Genomic DNA, 18,569 nt, shown 5'->3' with positions numbered 1-18,569 from the left:
CAGGCCCTCGCCCGGCGCTCCCCCAGGTGACGGCCCTTCAAGGACAACGATGACCAGCACCACCACCACATCACCCCCGGGTGACCTCATCTCCGGCGCGGTCCCGGCCCGCCGGCGCCACAGGCGCCGCCTGCTGATCCTGCTGGCGGCTCTCGCACTGCTGCTCGTGACCGCCGTCCTCAGCGTGATGGTCGGCGCCCGGCCCATCGCGCCGGGGACGGTCTGGGAGGCGCTGTTCCGCTTCGACAACTCCGACGAGCATCTGATGGTCCGCGAGCTGCGGGTGCCGCGTACCGTGATCGGGCTCGTCACCGGTACGGCGCTGGGCCTCAGCGGGGCGCTGATCCAGGCGTTCACCCGTAACCCCCTGGCCGACCCCGGCATCCTCGGCGTCAACGCGGGCGCGAGCCTCGCGGTGACGTTCGCGGTCGCCGTGCTCGGGTTCACCGCCGCGAGCCAGTTCATCTGGTTCGCGCTGGCGGGCGCCTTCGGGCTCACCGTGCTCGTCTACACCCTCGGGTCGATCGGCGCGGACCGCGGCACCCCGGTGAAACTCACCCTGGCGGGCGTCGCGTTCACCGCCGTGTGCGGCGGCTTCACCTCCGCCATGGTCCTCAAGTCCACCGCCACCTTCGACGTCATGCGGTTCTGGGGCGTCGGCTCCATCGGCGGCCGCTCGCTGGACATCCTCCCCATCGCGCTGCCGCTCATCGGCACCGGCCTCGTCCTGGGGCTGCTCAGCGCCGGATCCCTCAACGCGCTCGCCCTCGGCGACGACCTCGCCCAGTCCCTGGGGACCCGCCTCGCGGTCACCCGGGTGACCCTGATCCTCGCCGTCACCCTGCTCGCCGGGACCTCCGTCGCCGTCGCCGGCCCCATCTCGTTCGTCGGGCTGATGGTGCCCCACATCGTGCGCTGGTTCGTGGGACCCGACCAGCGCTGGATCCTGCCCGTCACCTGCGTCGCCGCCCCCGCCTTCCTGCTCGCCGCCGACATCGTCGGCCGCATCGTGCTGCCGTCGGGGGAGCTGCGGGTCGGACTCGTCACCGCGCTCGTCGGCGCGCCCGTCCTCGTCGTGCTGGTCCGGCGCCGGAAGGTGAGCACCCTGTGACCGCCCACACCCTCACCCGGTCGGCCGGCTCCGGGCGGACCGCCTGGGCACTCCGCCGGGGCCGGGCGTCGCTGCGCGTCGAGCGGCGGTCCGTCCTCGTCTGCGGCGTCCTGATCCTCGTCGTGGCCGCCCTCGGCGTCCTCACCCTCGCCACCGGCTCCATCCAGCTCACCCCCGCCCAGGTGCTCGCCGCGCTCTTCGACCCGGACGCCGAGCCCCGTACCCGGCTCGTCGTCGTCACCTGGCGGCTGCCCCGGCTGCTGTTCGCCGTGGTCTGCGGAGCGGCGCTCGCGGTCAGCGGGGCGCTCTTCCAGTCGCTGACGAAGAACCCGCTGGGCTCCCCCGACGTGATCGGCTTCGCCTCCGGTTCGTACGCGGGCGCCAGCGTGGTCATGCTCGTGCTCGGCACCGCCAACTACCTCATCGTCGCCACGGGTTCGCTGATCGGCGGGGCCGCGACCGCGCTCCTGGTGTACGTGCTCGCCTACCGGGGCGGCGTACGCCCCTTCCGTCTCATCATCGTCGGCATCGCCGTCGGCGCGTTCCTCAGCTCGATCACCTCTATGCTGCTCCTCGCCGTCAGCCCGCACCAGGCGATGCTGGTGGCCACCTGGGGCGCCGGCTCCCTCAGCGGGCTCGGCTTCGAGCAGCTGCGGGTGACGGCCGTCGTCTTCGCCGCCCTGCTGATCTGCTCGGTCGGCGTCGTGCGGCCCCTGGTCCACCTGGAGATGGGCGACGACACCGCCCTGGCGCTCGGGGTGAACGCCCAGCGCGCCCGGCTCACCGCCACCGTCGTCGGGGTCGCGCTCACCGCGCTGGTGACGGCGGCCGTCGGGCCGATCGCGTTCATCGCCCTCGCCGCACCCCAGATCGCCCAGCGCCTGACCCGGAGCTCCACCACCCTGCGGATCGCTCCGGCGGCCCTCACCGGCGCGGCCGTCCTGGTCGCGGCCGATTTCATCGCCCAGCGGGTCGACCTGCCCGTGGGTGTCGTCACAGTGTGCGTCGGCGGGGCCTACCTGGCCTGGCTGCTCGCACGCCAGTACAGAGGTGGCAGCCGATGACTCCCCCCGGATCCACCACACGGGAGGACGGGTCCGTCGCGGCGCTGTTCCGGGTGGCCCTGCTGCGCGACGGGCGCGGCCTGCGGATCGGCCTCACCACCGTGGCGTTCATGGTCCACCAGCTGTGCGAGGCGCTGGTGCCCGTCCTCATCGGGGTGGTCATCGACCGGGCGATGGCCCCGGCGGACCGGACCGCCCTGGTCTGGTGGCTCGCCGCGCTCGGCGGGGTCTTCGTCGTGCTGTCGCTGTCGTACCAGCGCGCGTCGTCGTCGATGGTCACGGTGTACGGCTACGGCGAGCACGAGCTCCGGCAGCGCGCGATGACCCGGCTGCTGGACCCGCTGTCGCTGCGCCGCCGCCCCGGCTCCGGCGAGGCGCTCTCGCTGGTCTCGTCCGACACGTACCGGGTCGCGGGGGTGTCCTGGAGCGTCGTCCAGCAGGCGTCCACCCTCACCGCGATCCTGACGGCGTCCGTCGCCCTGCTGGTGATCTCCCTGCCGCTGGGTCTGGGGGTCATCGCCGGGACCGTCCTCATGCTGGTCGTCATGCGGCGCGTCTCGATGCCGCTGGAGGCCCGGGGGCTGGCCGAGCAGGGGTCGGCGGCGCGGGCCAGTGAAGTGGCCACCGACCTGATCACCGGGATAAGGGTGGTCGCCGGGATGAACGCCCGGGCGGAGGCCGCCCGCCGCTACCGCACCGCGAGCGACACCTCACGGCGCGGTGCCGTGGCCGCCGCGCGGTCGGTCCTGGCGTACATCGGTCTCAGCCAGCTGCTGTCGGGGGGGTTCCTCGCGGCGCTGGCGACGGCCTCCGGCTACCTCGCGCTGGACGGGCACATCACCATCGGCCGGCTCGTCACGGTGCTGGGGCTCGCCCAGTTCCTCCAGGGCGCTCTCGCCCATGTCGGCACTTTCGCATCGAACTGGATCCACAAGCGTGCCTCCGCGCGCCGCCTCGGCACTCTGATCGGCGAACCGCCCCTGATCGAGCCGCTGTCGGGCGGCCCCGTTCCCGAACCCGGCCCGGCCCCGCTCCGCTGGCATCCGCCCGGCCACGGCGAGCCGCTCGACCTGCGCCCCGGCGACCTCGTCGGTGTCGTCCCCCACCACCCCGGCCACGCCCGGGACCTCAGCGACCGGCTCGGCTACCGGGTCCCTCTCGCCCGCGGCGAACTCCTGATCGGCGGGGTGGACGCGGTCGACCTGGGCCCCGACCGGGTACGCGCACGGGTCGTCGCCCCGCCCCACCACGGCGCCGTCTTCTCCGGCACCCTGCACACCAACCTGGTCCCCCGGGGAGGCGCGGTGGACCCCGCCGTGACCGGGGCGGCCATGCTCGACGACGTACGCGAACAGATCGGGGGCGACCTGGCCGAGGTCGGGGAGCACGGCCGCCGGCTCTCCGGCGGTCAGCGCCAACGGCTGCTGCTGGCAAGGGCGTTGCACACCGACGCGGACCTCGTCGTCCTGGACGAACCGGCCACCGCCGTCGACCCGGTGACGGAACAGCGCATCGCCGAGGGCCTTCGGGGCCTGCCGTCCACCATCCTCCTCATCACCGCGAGCCCGATCCTGCTCTCCGCCTGCGACCGGGTGGTCGAACTCGGCGGGACCGGGCAGCACACCCCCGAAAGCCACGACCCGAACGGAACCCCCCGGTGACCTCCGAGCAGACCGACACGCCCGTCGCCACCCTCCCCGTCGCCGACGCCCGCCGGACCCGCTCGGAGATCCTCCGCCGCCTCCGGGCGCACCGACGCCGACTCGGGGCGGCGCTGCTCACCCTGCTCGGCGGTACGGCGGCCACGCTCGCCACTCCGCCCGTGCTGGGCGGGATCGTGGACGCCGTCGCGGACGGCGCCGGGCGGGGCCGGGTGCTCGTCCTCGGGATCGCGCTGGTGGCCGCCACCGCCGTCGGGGCCGTCCTCGCCTACGCCGGTGGCCGGATGCTGGTGGCGCTCGTGCAGGAGGTACTGGCGGGGCTGCGTGAGGACGTGTTCGAGACCGCCGTCCACCTGCCGGTCAACACCCTGGAGAGCAGCGGCAGTTCCGATGTCGTCTCCCGGGTCACCCGCGATGTGGAGGCGGTCTCCGAAGCGGCCTCCGACGTGCTTCCCGAGGTGACGAACGCGAGCTTCACCATCGTGCTGAGCCTGGTCGGCCTCGCCGTGCTCGACCTCCGCCTCGCGCTCGCCGGGCTGGTCTGCCTGCCCGTCCACGTCTATGCCACCCGGCAGTTCCTCCGCCGCTCGCACCCTGTGTACGGGGACATCCGCAGGCTGGAGTCGGCGCGCGGGCAGTCCGTCATCGAGGCGGTGCGCGGAGCCGAGTCCATCCGTGCGTACCGCACCCAGGACCATCACCTCGACGACCTGGCCGAACGCAGTGTCCGGGCCATCGAGCGGCAGCGGGAAGGGGTCGGGCTGCGCAACCGGTTCACGGGGCTGCTCAACGCGGCGGAGTTCCTCGGTCTCGCCGCCGTCCTCGTGACGGGCTTCGTGCTCTTCGGCTCGGGGGCCGTCACCCTGGGCGCCGCCACCGCCGCCGCCCTCTACTTCCACCGCCTCTTCGGCCCGGTCGGGGCGCTCCTGGGCAGCCTGGACGACATCCAGCGGGCCACCGTGGGGCTGTCGCGCCTCGTCGGGATCACCGACCTGGACCGCCACCACGTCCGGCACGAGGGGCCGGCGCAGGGGGCCGGCCACCCGGATGAGAGGCAAGAGGCAGGCCGCCGCCCGGACATCGACGTGAAGGGCGTCTCGTACGCGTACGACGGCGGGCGCCCCGCCCTGCGCGAGGTCTCGCTCCACGTCCCCGCCGGCACCAGCCTCGCGCTCGTCGGCGCCAGCGGCTCGGGCAAGTCCACCCTGGCCCGGCTGGTCGCGGGCATCGGCACCCCCGACCGGGGCAGCGTCACCGTCGGCAGCGCCGAGGCCCCCGACGCCCCGGCCTCCCGGTATCTGGTGACCCAGGAGGTCCACCTGTTCGGGGGCACCCTGTCCGACAACCTGAGGCTCGCCCGGCCCGACGCCACCGACGAGCAGCTCCGGCACGCCCTGCGCGAGGCCGGGGCCGGCTGGGCGCTGGACCTGGACTCCGGGCTCGACACCGTCCTCGGTCCGGGTGGCGCCCCGCTCGACGACGGGTACGTCCAGCACCTGGCGCTGGCCCGGGTCCTGCTCGCCGACCCGCCGGTCGTCGTCCTGGACGAGGCCACCGCCGAATCGGGCCCGCAGACCCGCGCCCTCCTCCAGGGGGCCCTGGCCCGGGTCACCGCGGGCCGGACCTCCGTGGTCGTCGCGCACCGGCTGGAACAGGCACGCCAGGCCGACCGGGTCCTGGTCCTGCGGGACGGCGAGGCCGCGGAGCAGGGGACGCACGACGAGCTGCTGGCGGCCGGGGGCGAGTACGCGGCGCTCTGGGAGGCCTACCACCACGCCCGGCCGGGCGGCGGCGCATCGGTCAGCCCGTGACGATCCCGGTGACGAGGTCGATGGTGGTGGCGAGGATGGCGGCGCCGAACACGTACGACAGCAGGCAGTGCCGCAGGGCGACCGCACGGATCTCGGTGGTGGAGACGTTGGTGTCGGAGACCTGGTAGGTCATGCCGAGGTTGTAGCTGAAGTACAGGAAGTCGACGTACTTCGGGCTGTCCCGGGAGTTGAAGTCGATGCCGCCCTCGGTGGGCGGGTAGTACAGGTACGCGTACCGGGTGGCGTACATCAGGTGGAGCGAGGCCCAGGCGGTGAAGACGCCGCCCAGCGCGATGGCCGCGGCGGCGTGGCTGAGGTCGGAGTCGCTGGTCAGGAGCAGCACCACGATGCCGACCAGCCCGCAGAGGGCGGCCGCGACGACGACCAGCTCAGATCGGCGGATCGACTCCCGTACGACCGCCATCCCACTCCCCCGGGCCGCCCTCCGCACCCCGCCGCAGGCCGAGTGGCGTACGGGGAGCCCCCTGCATAGCCTGCCCGGGAGTCCGATTTGTTCACCCTTGCCCGCACGGTCGAAGGGTCCGCCGGGTCCACCGCGCCGAAGGGTCGAGAGCCTTGAGCACCAGCCACGACGAGCAGGACCCCCCGGAGCACACCGTCGGCGCCGCCCCCGAGGGCGAGCCACGGTTCCGCCCCTACCACCACCCCGCCGCCGGCTGGGGCGCGGCGGAGAGCGTGACCCGGTTCCTGGCGCGCGAGCGCTCCGCGGTGGACGGTCCGCGGGCCATCATGAAGATGAACCACGAGGACGGCGGGTTCGACTGCCCCGGGTGCGCGTGGCCGGACGACCTCAAGGGTCTGCACCTGGACATCTGCGAGAACGGGATCAAGCACGTCACCTGGGAGATGACCCGCAAGCGGGTCGGGCGGGAGTTCTTCGCCGCCCATTCGGTGACCGAGCTGTCCGGGTGGAGCGACTACGACCTGGAGAACCAGGGCCGGCTGACCGAGCCGATGGTCTACGACCCCGCGTCGGACCATTACGTGCCGATCAGCTGGAAGGACGCGTTCGAGGTGGTCGGCGCGGCGCTGCGCGGGCTGGACAACCCGCACCGGGCGGCGTTCTACACCTCAGGCCGGCTCGGCAACGAGGCCACGTTCCTCTACCAGCTCATGGCCCGTGAGCTGGGCACGAACAATCTGCCGGACTGCTCCAACATGTGCCACGAGGCCAGCGGCCGGGCCCTGACCGCTTCTCTCGGTACGGGAAAGGGGACGGTCGACCTCAAGGACTGGGAGAGCGCCGACGCGCTGTTCATCCTCGGGGTCAACGCGGCCTCGAACGCGCCCCGGATGCTCACCGCCCTCTCCGAGGCCCACCGGCGGGGCGCGCAGATCGTCCACATCAACCCGCTGGTGGAGGCGGCCGCCACCCGCACCATCGTCCCGCACGACTTCATGGACATGGCTCTCTTCAAGTCGACGCCGACCAGCACGCTGAACCTCCAGCCGCGCATGACCATCGCGCCGTCCACGTGAGTCTCTCCGCGCAAGCACATGAGTGAGTCTCTCCGCGCGGGCACATGAACCTCTCCGCGGGCACATGCCCGACCTTCAGGGGCAGATCGCACCAGGCCGGACGCGCATGGTGAGGGTTCCTCATTTACTGGCCGGTAGAGACCTATGCGACGCAGGTCACACACCTCTACCGTCGGGGCAGCGCTCCGGGTCCCTCAGATGTCGGTGAGCCGCCGACCGGGCCCCGGGGTCCCGCACGTCTCCCGCCCCAGGAGGTCCGATGCCACCACCCCCCACCCCTCGCCGCCCTCGACGCTCCCGCCATAGGCTCCCCGCCCTGGCAGTCGCCGCGACGCTGGGAGCCCTCACGCTCGGCGCCCCCTCCCCCGCATCGGCCTCACCGGCCGCCGACGACGGGGAGTACCTCGTCGGACGCGGCATCGCCGATGTCACCGGGGAGGCCGCCGAGACCGGGATGATGGGCTACTCCAGCTTCGACCAGAAGACGTCCGGCATCCACCAGCGCCAGCGGTCCCGCGCGTACGTCGTGGTGGACCGGGCGACCGGGAAGCGCGTGGTCTACGTCAACGCCGACCTCGCGATGATCTTCCAGTCCGTGCAGCAGGGTGTCATCGCCCGCCTCAAGGAGCGTTACGGCAGCCTGTACGGCGACGAGAACGTGCTGCTCTCCGCCACCCACACCCACTCGGGCCCCGGCGGCTACTCCCACCACGTCGCGTACAACCTCTCCGTGCTCGGCTTCCAGAGCGCCACCTACCGGGCGATCGTCGACGGCATCGCCGACTCCGTCGCCAAGGCCCACGACGACCTGAAGCCCGGCACCATCAGCCTGGGCACCGGCACCCTCACCGACGCCAGTGTCAACCGCTCCCGGGAGGCCTTCGACCGCAACCCGGCGGCCGACCGGGCGGCCTTCCCCGACGGGATCGACCCGGCGATGACCGTGCTGCGGTTCCGGCAGGGCGAGAAGGACGCGGGCGCGATCAGCTGGTTCGCCACCCACAACACCTCGATCACCAACAAGAACACCCTCATCAGCCCCGACAACAAGGGCTATGCCTCCTACGCCTGGGAGCACGACCACGAGGGCGTGCGCTATCTCGACAACACCCCGGGGTTTGTCGCCGCGTTCCCCAACACCAACGCCGGTGACATGTCCCCCAACCTCAACCTGAAGCCCGGATCGGGGCCCACCGAGGACGAGTTCGAGAACACCCGCATCATCGGTGAGCGCCAGCTCGACAAAGCCCGCGAGGTCTACCAGGACGCGCGGCCGGTGACCGGCGGGGTCGACTCCCGCCTCACCTATGTCGACATGGAGGACGTCACCGTAAGCGGCGAGTACACGACGGACGGGAAGGAGCAGCGCACCTGTCCCGCCGTGGTGGGCGCCTCCACGCTCGCGGGCAGTGTCGAGGACGGTCCGGCGATCCCCGGCTTCGAGGAGGGCACGCGCACCCCGGTCGCGTCCATCATCGACGCGCTGCGCATCGACACCCCGTCCTGGCTCGCGACCTGCCAGTACCCGAAGGCGAGCCTGATCCCCACGGGCCTGCTGAGCAACGTCCACCCGGTCACCCCGAAGATCCTCCCGCTGCAGATCATGAAGATCGGGGAGCTGTACCTGGTGGCGGGGCCGGGCGAGTTCACGATCACGGCCGGACTCCGGGTCCGGCGGACGGTGGCCCAGGAGCTCGGGGTCCCGCTGGAGCGCGTGCTGCTGCAGGGGTACGCCAACGCCTACAGCCAGTACGTGACGACGCCGGAGGAGTACGAGACGCAGAACTACGAGGGCGGCTCCACGCTCTACGGCCGGAACACACTCCCCGCCTACCAGCAGGAGTACGCGCGGGTCGCGGCCTCCCTGCGCCAGGGCACCGCGATCGGCCGGGGCACGGCACCGCCGGACGAGTCGGCCCGGCAGTTCACGTTCCAGACGGGCGTCGTGTACGACAACCCGCCGCCGGGCAAGTCGTTCGGTTCGGTCCTGACCGGCCCGGCATCCTCGTACGGACGCGGCTCCACGGCGACCGTCGAGTTCGCCACCGGACACCCGAAGAACAACGTGCGCCGGGGTGGCACCTTCCTGGAGGTCCAGCGGCTGGAGGGCGGCTCATGGGTGCGGGTGCTGGACGACGGTGACTGGGAGACGACGTACCGCTGGACCCGGATCAACGGTCTGACCGGTACGTCGAAGGCGACGGTCACCTGGGCCATCGGGGCGGACACCGCTCCCGGCACCTACCGGATCGTGCACCACGGGGACGCGAAGAACCTGCTGGGGAAGATCACACCGTTCACGGGGACATCCCCGACGTTCACCGTGAGCGGGTGACCTGAGGCTCCGGAGCCGTGGTGGCGGCGGCGCACAAGCGCTGCCCGCACCACGGCTCCGGCCGCCGGGGCCCCGCCCACCACGGGTTTCCGCACAGGAGATGCCGCAACCCGCCGCCGGGTCCATGCTGGTGGCATGGGTGACCAGGCCGGCCCCGAGCCAACCGTGTCCGTCCAGCGGGACCTCCGGTTGCTGGAGGCCGCGGGGGCACATCCGACGGGCGCGCCCACCCAGCAGCTGGCCCGGGAGGCCGAGCTGCCCCCGGTCATGGCCGGGGAGCACCTGCGGGCGCTGGCCGAGGACGGCTATCTCAGGGAGCTGGACGACGGAGCGTACGCGCTGCCCGACCAGGGCCCGTCCCTTGACACCGGACCCAGCATCGGGGCGTGGACGGAGCACGTCCGCCCCCTCCTGACCTCGCTGCGCGACGGCCTCTCCGCCGCCGCCTACCTGACGCTGTACGACGAGGGCGAGATCCGGGTCCTCCAGATCGTCGACAGCCCGCGAGCGCCCCGGGTCGACCTCTGGGTGGGCTTCGAGGACGCCGGACACGCCACGGCCCTGGGCAAGAGCGTGCTGGGCGGGCTGGACGAGGAGGCCCGCGCCAACTACCTCTCCCGCCACCCTCTGGCCGACCTCACGTCCCACACGATCACGCACCGCGAGGAGCTGATCCGGGAGCTGGACGCGCCGCCGATGGCACCGCTCTCGATGGACCGGGAGGAGTACCGGCGCGGCACGACATGCGTCGCCGTGCGGGTGTACAGCGGCGACCGGGTCGGCTCGCTCGGCATCTCGTTCCGCTCGGACCGCATGTACCGGACCAGCGAGGTCAGGGCCCAGCTGCTGTCGTCGGCGCTGCGCGTGACCCGCCGGCTCACGATCCCGGACTGACCGGCCGGATAGCCGCCGCCGGGCGGGGCGGCCCTGCGGCCGTCAGCCGTGGAAGGTGCCCATGGGCAGCAGCGGAGCCCAGTCCCGCAGGGGCCACTCCCAGGCGCCCTCCCGGGCCACGATCCTCCTGCTCGCCAGATGGACCGCACGGCTGAGGGGCGTGCAGGTGGTGCTCAGCCGCTCCAGGACCCACTGGGCGAACTCGTTGCCGTCCGGGGTGTCGCCGTACTCCCCCACGGTCGCGAGCACCTCCACCGACCCCGTCGCCAGGGCGAGGGTCGCGATGGTGACGGGTTCGGTCATGGCCTGGCCGGGGACGCCACCGCCCCAGCAGGTGATGAGGTAGAGACGCTGCGGCGGGGTACCGCTGAGGACGTCCGCGGGCAGCAGCCAGCTGCCGGGTTCCAGCTCCAGGTAGTGACCGGGCCCCACAGCCGGGCGGCCGTGGCACAGCACGACGACGGTGTGGGCGTCGGCGGCCAGAACCGCCGTGATCTGCGGAGCGGAGGCCGGCATGTCGAAGGTCCACCGTTCGTCCGCCTGCAGCCCTGCGAGGTTCAGGCCCTCCATCACCGGACTGCGCCACAGGTACGAGGGACCGTCGACGGGCCGGGCGGGGCCGCGCCGGGCCAGCACGCGCTGGATGAGGAGCGAGGGGCAGACGACGTACTCGGCGCTCTCACCGAGCAGGCGCCGCGGACCGACGGGGACGGCACCCCAGGGGACCAGCCAGAGGTCGCTCGCCGGGACCAGGAGCAGCCGGGGGACGGCACCGGCCGCGAGTGCCCGGCTCAGCTGCTCCGGGAGGAGTTCGGCGAGGGCGGCCAGGTCGCAGGGGCGCAGCGAGCCGCGGTCCTCGCCGTCGATCCGCACCACGGACAGCAGTGTGGTGCACGCCTCGCTCAACTCGACGCTGTCCAGACGGCTTTCACCGTGCTCGTCACGCCAGAGCCGGTGCAGCAGCCGGGGGTCGTCCGGATCGATCACCAGCTGGAGCATGTGGCACCGGTCCGGGACGGCGGCCAGCAGCTCCGCCCCTTCGTCGGCGGGCGGCAGATAGACCGCCGCCAGCAGGTCCTCGACCGCCGTACGCGCCGGTTCGCGCACCGTTCCCCCGATCGCGAGGCTGCCGATCATCCGGGCGACGCGCTCCTGCCGGGGCAGGTCGGGCGGCAGCCGCATCCCGCCCGCACCCGGCGGGCGGCGCTGCGCGAGCCAGCGCTCGTCGCTGCTGACCAGCAGGTGCTGCAAGAGGGTCAGACGACCGGTGACCCCGGCCGGGACCTGGTGCGCCGCCAGACCGGCGAGCCGCCGTCCGGCCAGTCCGTCGGCCACCACCACGAACGACTCCGGCATACCGGCCCCTACCGCCGCACGCAGGGCGGCGGAGTACACCGGACCGAAGCGTTCACGGTACTCACCCTGCACGGCGGCTTCGCGGTGGGCCGCCCGGTACTCCTCGATCGCAAACACGGCGGCCACCCGGTCCCGTACCGCCTGCTCCCGGCCGTCCGCGTCGCCCAGCCGCTCCCGGCTCTCCGCGAGCTTCGCGAGGGCGTTGCAGACCCCCAGCAGGTCCCCGACCTCCCGGTAGGCGGCCGCGGCCTTCTCGAAGAGCGCCACCGCCGCGGGCCAGTCCCGGCGGGCGCGGGCCACCCGCCCGAAGTTCTGCACCGCGTGCACCTCGGCCGAGGCGAGACCGTGCGCCTCCGCGATCTCGTGCGCTGCGCGGTACCGCACTTCTGCCTCGTCCGTCTCGTCCACGTGGAGGAGCAGATCCCCCATGCTCTCCAGCACGTTGACCGTACCGACGGGGTCGTCGAACCGGGTGAAGGCCTTCGCGGCCACCACCAGCCATGTCCGGGCGATCTTGAGGTGCCCGGCCCGGTGGTACAGCGCGCCGATCCGCTGGGCCGCGTGGGCCTGGCCCGTCACGGAGGCGGCCTCGACGTACAGCGCGTGCGCCTGTTCGTGGGCTTCGATCGCCCCCATCAGGTCACGGGACCGCTCGGCACACTCCGCCGAGCCGAAGAGCGCGTTCGCCTCGTAGAGCGGATCACCGATGCTGCGGGCCAGCTCTCCCGCGTGCCCGTACATCTCCCGGGCCCGCTCGACGGAGTGCTGGTTCAGCGCGACGTGACCCAGTCCGGCCAGCGCGCGCAGCCGCCCGAAACGGTACCCGCGGGCATCCGCGCGACGCAGCGCCATGTCGTACTGCTCAATGGCTTGTTCGACCTCACCGCGAGCCCGGTGCACATCGCCCGAGCCGATCAGGGCGTTGGTGGCGGTGAGTTCGTCGTACGGACCTTCGAGGAGTTCGCGGCAGAGCGCGGCGGCGTGGTCGAAGCGCCCGGTGTGCACCGCGTCGTCGAGCTCGGTCTCGGCGCGGAGCGCCCGGTCCCAGAGCTCTGCGGTGACCGGGGCCGGCACACCGTACGGCTCGGCGGGGTCCGTCAGGTGGCGGTAGCGGCACCTGAGCGCGACGGCCCCGGGCGGTGGGCACTCCACCGGTACGCGCCCGCGCTCGGCCGAACTCCGTTGCCAGGCAGCGAAGATCAGCTTCGACGACGGGTGCTGGGTGATGTCGCCCCGGTAGGCGTCGCCACCGTTCACGGGTGCCTGCGCGGAAGGGATCTGTCCGTCATGAACGTATTCTTGCCCCTGCGCGTGCCCGTTGCACCAGCAGTCGAGGAGAGCCGGATGACCAACAGCCCCGAACCGGCCGTTGCCGGAGTCGAGGAGCTCCACTTCAGCATCCCGGTCGCCGGGTCCGACCGCCGGTGGGAGTCGGCAAGTCACATCGTCTTCGGCAGGGCCGACGTCTTCCGGCCCGATGACCCCACGCTGGCCCGGTACGCGCAACTGGTCGACCCTGACACCTGGCAGTACTCCTACGTCGTCCTCCCTGTCGATCTCGAACCGCTCAAACAGGGGCACTACCTGCAGGTGAGTGTCACGGCCACCTTCGCCGATCCGGGGATCGTGGCGAAGCACGACATGGGCTCGGGGCAGCGCCTGCACGGAGGGGTGGCGCCCACCAGGGGGGTGGGGTCGTCCCGGGTGACCTGGGTTCTGGAACCCGGCGACGGCGAGGAGCGCCTCCGTCCCGAGGGACATCAACTCGGCTGCCTGGTGCAGCGGCCGTCGGGGAGCACGGCGAGCGAGGTCGTGATCGAGGTCTCCGTCAAGGTGATGCGCGGTCTGGCGGTGCTGCAGGAGCGGACCGCGACCATGAAGGAACCGCGGAGGTACCAACTCTCCTTCGCCAAGAACACTTTCGCGCGCCTGCCCCGTCAGGGCGACGAGGAGGGCGTTGAGCCCGTGGTGCACATCGACGTGCGCACACCGAAGTTTCCGACGCAGCGGAACCGGATGTTGATCGTGTTCCATGGGCGGGACCACAAGGCTCGGCGCGAGCTGTATGCCTTTCTGCGCGCCATCGACCTCCATCCCATCGAATGGACGCAGGTGCTGGAGCTCACCGGACAGGGTGCGCCCTACATCGGCGACGCGCTCGACGCCGCGATGAACGCCGCTCAGGCGATCCTGGTGCTGATGACACCGGACGACGTCGTGTACCTGAAGCCGGAGCACGGTGACGGACCGGACGACCCGGAGCTGGCGCCGCAGGGCCAGGCGCGTCCCAATGTGCTCTTCGAGGCGGGGCTGGCCTTCGGCCGTTTTCCCGACCGGACGGTGCTGGTCGAGTTCGGCAAGGTCCGCCCGCTCAGCGACCTGGGCGGCCGTTACGTGGTGCGACTGACCGGCTCGTCCCAGAGTCGGCAGAAATTGGCAAAACGGCTGGAAGCAGTCGGCTGTGCGGTCAACCTGAACGGCACGGACTGGCTCTCGGCGGGGGACCTGACCCCGCCCTCCGCCGAGCTGCCTTCTCCGCCGGGGACGGCAGCCGCGCCAAGTCGGCCGCCGCAGGGCGCGACGGCCCCGGCGGAGCGCCCTCCTGCGGGCGAACGGACCGAGCCCATCACCTTCGACAAGGTCGTCGCCAAGCAGGACGCCTCGGGCAACCACATCGTCTACGGCGAGGTCGTCTCCGCCGGCTCGGACGTGTCCCTCATGACCATCGATGCGACCTTCTACGACACGAACGAGGAAATCCTCGGCGCCGCGCAGGGGGTGGTGTCGGGGCTGACGGCCGGTCACCCGAAGAACTTCCAGCTCGTCACCTTCGATCACGTCGCCGGCTACGCCGACATCCGGCTGCAGGTCAACAGCCGGTTGCCCTAGCCCTCCGCCCCGGGGACACTGCATCCATGACCGGAGGGCCGGCGCCCCGCAGACCACCCACCCCACCCCCGCTCCCCCCTCCGTCCCGCGTCGACAACAAGGTCGACGTCGGGTACGGCCCGGTGGTCCAGGCCGGGGTCATCCATGGGGGCGTCCACCTGCACACGCCCGCCTCCGCCCGCCCGACTCCGCTTCCTCCGCAGCAGGTCCCCCGGGACGGCGGACCGCTCGTCGGGCGGGCCCACGAACTCGACGCCCTGGACTCCGCCCTCTCGGCCGGTGGCATCGCCCTGGTCACGGGCATGGCGGGCATCGGCAAGACGGCGCTGGCCGTGCACTGGGCGAGACGGGTGCGGGAGAAATTCCCGGACGGTCAGCTGTACGTGGATCTGCAGGGTTTCGGCCCGGACGAACCACTGCCCGCCCATGATGTCCTGGCCGCCTTCCTTCGGGCTCTCGGCCAGGACCACCCCGACGAGCTCACGACGACCGCCGAACGGGCCGCCGCCTTCCGCACCCTGACCACGGGGCGCCGAGTGCTGGTCGTCCTCGACAACGCGTCCCGGGTGGAACAGGTCCGACCACTGCTCCCCGGCGGCCAGGACTGCGCGGCGATCATCACCAGCCGGGCCGCTCTGACCGGTCTGGGAGTGCACCACCAGCTCCTCTCCCTGCCGCTGCGCCGCCTGGGCGAGGCCGACGCCCTGGCCCTGCTCGGGGCCGCGCTCGGTGACCGCGCGCAGGTCGACCCGGGCCGTACCCGCGCTCTGGCCCGGTACTGCGATGGGCTGCCGCTCGCCCTGCGCATCGCGGCCGGCAGGGCTGCGGAGAGCGGTTCCGAGGCCGCTGCGTTCCTCGGCGGGTCGTCCGGACCGCACGCCCGACTGGACTTCCTGGATGCCGGGAACGATGGCGCTTCCGCGCTGCGTACGGTGTTCTCCTGGTCCTATCGCGCGCTGTCCGGCCCGGCGGCCCAAGCCTTTCGCGTTCTGGGCGTCCATCCGGGCCACCGCATCGACGTGTTCGCCATGGCTGCCGCCACCGGAACCACCCGCGACAAGGCCGCCGCCGCCCTCCTCACCCTGGTGCGGGGGCATCTCCTCACCGAGTCCGGCCCCGGCCTCTTCGCGGCCCATGACCTGCTGCGCGCATACGCGGGTGAGCTGTGCGCCCCGGAACGGGACACGGTCCTGACCCGGCTGTACGACTACTACCTCCCTGTCGCGGACCGGGCGGACGACCTGGTGGCGCCGTTGCGGTTCCGCGTCCCGCTCGACCGTCCGGGCATGCCCGGGCCGGAACTGCCGGACCCGCCCGCGGCCCTGGCGTGGCTCGACTCCGCACTGCCCACGCTGATGGCCCTGTGCACGTCGGACAACGAAGGCTACGACGACCGGCGCTGGCGGCTGGCCCACGCCGTCCGGGGCTACTTGTACTTCACCAAGCGTCTCGACGCCTGGATCACCACCCACGAGGCCGCCCTCCGAGCGGCCCTCCGGCTGGCCGACCCCCAGGCCGAGGCGCTCACCCGCACCAACCTGGGGATGGCACTGGTCGCGGCCGGCCGGCTTGCCGAGGCGGAGGAACACTACGTACGAGCCCATGGCCTCTTCCTCCGCCTCGGCGACGAACGCGGCCGGGCCGGCGCGTCGGCCAACATCGCGTCGGTCCTCCGCAGGCGCGGTGCGCTCGCCGAGGCCCTGGCCAAGCAGCGCGAGGCGCTCACGTACTACCGGCGCGTCGCGTCGGACCGGCACGTGTGCATCACCCTGCGAACCATGGCGAGCGTGGAGACCGATCTGGGCCGGTTCGCCGAGGCGGTGGCGCATGCCGAGGAGGCGATAGGGATCGCGGTGCGTCTGCAGCTGCACCTGGAGGCCGCCCAGGGGTTCAACAGCCTCGGGATCCTCCGGTTGCGCATGGGAGAGGCAGCACGTGCCGAGCGCGCACACGGTCAGGCGGTCAGTCACAGCAGAGCAGCGGGGAGCGCCCACCAGGAGGCGACGAGCCTGCGCAGGCTCGGCACCGCCGCCCTCGCCTCGGGCGACCGGGTGCGGGCCGCGCGCTGGTGGGCTCTGGCCCTGCGGCTCTTCCGGGATATCGGAGCCGCCGAGGCGGAACAGGTCGCCTCGGACCTGGCGTCCCTGACCGGCCGGGGCAAGTCAGGGACGCCGGCTTCCTGAGGCGAGCCGTCAGCTCACTCGGCCATCTCGTACGCCCCCGACAGCTCCTCCACGCGCTCCCAGACCCGCGCCGAACGCTCCGCGTCGACGACGGGACGCCGGACCGCGCCGAGCGCCCACTCCTGCTGGGCCTCGGTGGCGGAGTCCTTGCCGTGCAGCTCGACGGCGTGCGCGGAGAAGTCGCGTACGAGGACGGCGAACAGCTCGTCCAGCAGCTCCTGGTCCAGGCCGGTCAGCCGGGCCTGCTCCAGGATCAGCTGGCCGTGGACGACCAGGGCGAAGAGCTGGCCGACGGCGAGGAGGAGGTCGAGGTCGCGGCTCTGCTCCTCGTCGGGGGCGGCGGTCTCGACGAAGGTGCACAGGGCGTCGGCCTGCTCGCGGAGGCGGGCGACGTTCGGCACCTCGGCGTAGGCGTCGAAGGCGGGGCGCCAGTCGTGGAAGCGCACGGCGCCGAGGCCGCGGGCCGGTCCCTGGCGGAACAGGAAGTCGTCGTCGGCCGCGTCGAGGCGGGACGGGACGGCCGGGTAGTCGACAGGGGCGAGCAGGTGGTTCCGCATGAACTTAAGGATCAGGGCGAGGTTGACATGGACCGTGCCCTCCAGCTTCGGCAGGCCCCGGATCTCGATGGCGGCCTGGGCGAAGTAGTTGTCCTTCTCGAAGCCCTTGGCGGCGATGACGTCCCACATGAGGTCGATGACCTTCTCGCCCTCCGTGGTCACCTTCATCTTCGTCATCGGGTTGAAGAGCAGGTAGCGGCGGTCGTCGGGCCCGGCCGAGCGGAAGTAGTCGACGGCGCGGTCGCTGAACAGCTTCATCCCGACGAGCCGGACGTACGCGTCGGTCAGCTCGCGGCGCACGTGCGGGAAGGCGGTGACGGGGCGGCCGTAGAGGATGCGGTTGCTCGCGTGGGTGACGGCCTCGTACATCGCGTGCTCGCAGATGCCGATCGAGGCGGTGCAGAGGTTGAACTTGCCGACGTTGACGGTGTTGAGGGCGGCGTCGAAGGCGGCGCGGCCCGTGTGCAGGATGTCGGCGGGCGCCACCGGGTAGCCGTCCAGGCGGAACTCGCTGACGTACTTGGAGGAGTCGACGACGTTCTTCACCAGGTGGTACGCCTCGTGGCGGCTGTCGGCGGCGAAGAAGACGTAACCGTCGGGGCCCTCGACGTCGGTGCGGCGGCCGAAGACGGAGACGAGACCCGCCGCGTTGCCGTTGCCGATGTAGTACTTGGAACCGGAGGCCAGGAAGCCGCCCGCACCGTCGCTGTCCGGCGTCAGCAGCATGTCGGTGGAGTAGATGTCGGCGCCGTGGGTCTTCTCGGAGAGGCCGAAGGCGAACACCTCGCCCTGGGAGAGGAGTTCGGCGGCCCGCGCGCGGGCGTCGGCGTTCTCGCTCTGCCAGACCGGGCCGAGGCCGAGGATGGTCACCTGCCAGGCGTACCAGTAGTCGAGGCCGTAGAACCCGAAGATCTCGTTGAGCGCGGCGATCCGGGCGGTGTCCCAGCGCTGGTCCTCGTTCCCGGCGGCGGAGGCCGGGGTGAGGAAGGTGGCGAAGAGGCCCTCCTTGGCGGAGAAGGCGAGGAAGTCGCCCAGCCAGGCGCGGGAGCGGTAGTCCTCGATCAGCCGGCGCTTGCCCCGCTCCTCGAACCAGTCGACGGTGGCGCGCAGCAGCCTGCGGGTCTCCGGGTCGAAGTGCTGGGGGTCGTAGGTGCGCGGGTTGAAGAGCAGGGACGCGGACTCAGCCATGGAGATCGCCTTCCGGGAGG

At 72.2% G+C, this 18,569-nt stretch carries 10 protein-coding genes and 2 pseudogenes; 9 read left to right on the top strand and 3 right to left on the bottom strand.

Annotated elements, in window-relative coordinates; genetic code table 11:
- Positions 1-49: 49 nt before the first annotated feature.
- From ACK8N7_RS33120 to ACK8N7_RS33105, 4 genes are read left to right on the top strand one after another with little or no spacing between them, the layout of a single operon-like run.
- Entirely contained in the window at positions 50-1,111 is a 1,062-nt protein-coding gene (locus ACK8N7_RS33120) for a FecCD family ABC transporter permease (RefSeq protein ID WP_500444775.1), read from the top strand.
- Positions 1,108-2,175 (top strand): FecCD family ABC transporter permease, encoded by a 1,068-nt coding sequence (locus tag ACK8N7_RS33115; protein WP_403217633.1) that lies wholly within the window; start codon positions 1,108-1,110, stop codon positions 2,173-2,175. The genes ACK8N7_RS33120 and ACK8N7_RS33115 overlap by 4 nt, the downstream gene beginning before the upstream one ends.
- The gene (locus ACK8N7_RS33110; protein ID WP_500444773.1) at positions 2,172-3,836 is read left to right on the top strand and encodes an ABC transporter transmembrane domain-containing protein; all 1,665 of its coding nucleotides are present in this window, start codon (positions 2,172-2,174) and stop codon (positions 3,834-3,836) included. Before ACK8N7_RS33115 ends, ACK8N7_RS33110 begins: the two co-directional genes overlap by 4 nt.
- Entirely contained in the window at positions 3,833-5,647 is a 1,815-nt protein-coding gene (locus ACK8N7_RS33105; protein WP_500444771.1) for an ABC transporter ATP-binding protein, read from the top strand. The genes ACK8N7_RS33110 and ACK8N7_RS33105 overlap by 4 nt, the downstream gene beginning before the upstream one ends.
- Here ACK8N7_RS33105 and ACK8N7_RS33100 read toward each other — a convergent pair.
- Positions 5,637-6,044, bottom strand: a pseudogene (locus tag ACK8N7_RS33100) (DUF1345 domain-containing protein); the annotation flags it as partial. The gene ACK8N7_RS33105 and the pseudogene ACK8N7_RS33100 overlap by 11 nt on opposite strands.
- A 179-nt stretch (positions 6,045-6,223) precedes the next feature.
- On the opposite strand from ACK8N7_RS33100, the pseudogene ACK8N7_RS33095 reads away from it, so the two are divergent.
- The 3 genes and pseudogenes from ACK8N7_RS33095 to ACK8N7_RS33085 form a co-directional block, all read left to right on the top strand.
- A pseudogene (locus ACK8N7_RS33095) lies at positions 6,224-7,126 on the top strand (molybdopterin-dependent oxidoreductase); the annotation flags it as partial.
- Between the two features lie 280 nt (positions 7,127-7,406).
- Positions 7,407-9,482 (top strand): neutral/alkaline ceramidase, encoded by a 2,076-nt coding sequence (locus ACK8N7_RS33090; protein WP_500444769.1) that lies wholly within the window; start codon positions 7,407-7,409, stop codon positions 9,480-9,482.
- A gap of 135 nt (positions 9,483-9,617) precedes the next feature.
- Positions 9,618-10,376 carry an IclR family transcriptional regulator gene (locus ACK8N7_RS33085; protein ID WP_403217638.1) on the top strand — a complete coding sequence of 253 codons (759 nt, stop codon included), beginning with the start codon at positions 9,618-9,620 and terminating at the stop codon, positions 10,374-10,376.
- Positions 10,377-10,418: 42 nt separating this feature from the next.
- On the opposite strand, the gene ACK8N7_RS33080 is transcribed toward ACK8N7_RS33085, so the two are convergent.
- Complete coding sequence (locus tag ACK8N7_RS33080; protein ID WP_500444767.1) at positions 10,419-12,989, bottom strand: hypothetical protein; 2,571 nt, start codon at positions 12,987-12,989, stop codon at positions 10,419-10,421.
- Positions 12,990-13,076: 87 nt separating this feature from the next.
- Here ACK8N7_RS33080 and ACK8N7_RS33075 point away from each other — a divergent pair, with 87 nt between their 5' ends.
- Positions 13,077-14,621 carry a TIR domain-containing protein gene (locus tag ACK8N7_RS33075; RefSeq protein WP_500444765.1) on the top strand — a complete coding sequence of 515 codons (1,545 nt, stop codon included), beginning with the start codon at positions 13,077-13,079 and terminating at the stop codon, positions 14,619-14,621.
- Between the two features lie 26 nt (positions 14,622-14,647).
- Entirely contained in the window at positions 14,648-16,804 is a 2,157-nt protein-coding gene (locus ACK8N7_RS33070; RefSeq protein ID WP_500444763.1) for an ATP-binding protein, read from the top strand.
- A 14-nt stretch (positions 16,805-16,818) separates the two neighbouring features.
- Here ACK8N7_RS33070 and ACK8N7_RS33065 read toward each other — a convergent pair whose 3' ends face one another.
- A complete protein-coding gene (locus tag ACK8N7_RS33065; protein ID WP_403217643.1) occupies positions 16,819-18,549 on the bottom strand; it encodes an acyl-CoA dehydrogenase family protein in 1,731 nt (576 codons plus the stop codon).
- Positions 18,550-18,569: the final 20 nt, after the last annotated feature.

Origin of the sequence: Streptomyces griseobrunneus (assembly GCF_046713465.1) — a bacterium.
Classification (GTDB): Bacteria; Actinomycetota; Actinomycetes; order Streptomycetales; family Streptomycetaceae; genus Streptomyces; species Streptomyces microflavus.
This window is presented reverse-complemented; position numbering and strand designations above follow the sequence as displayed.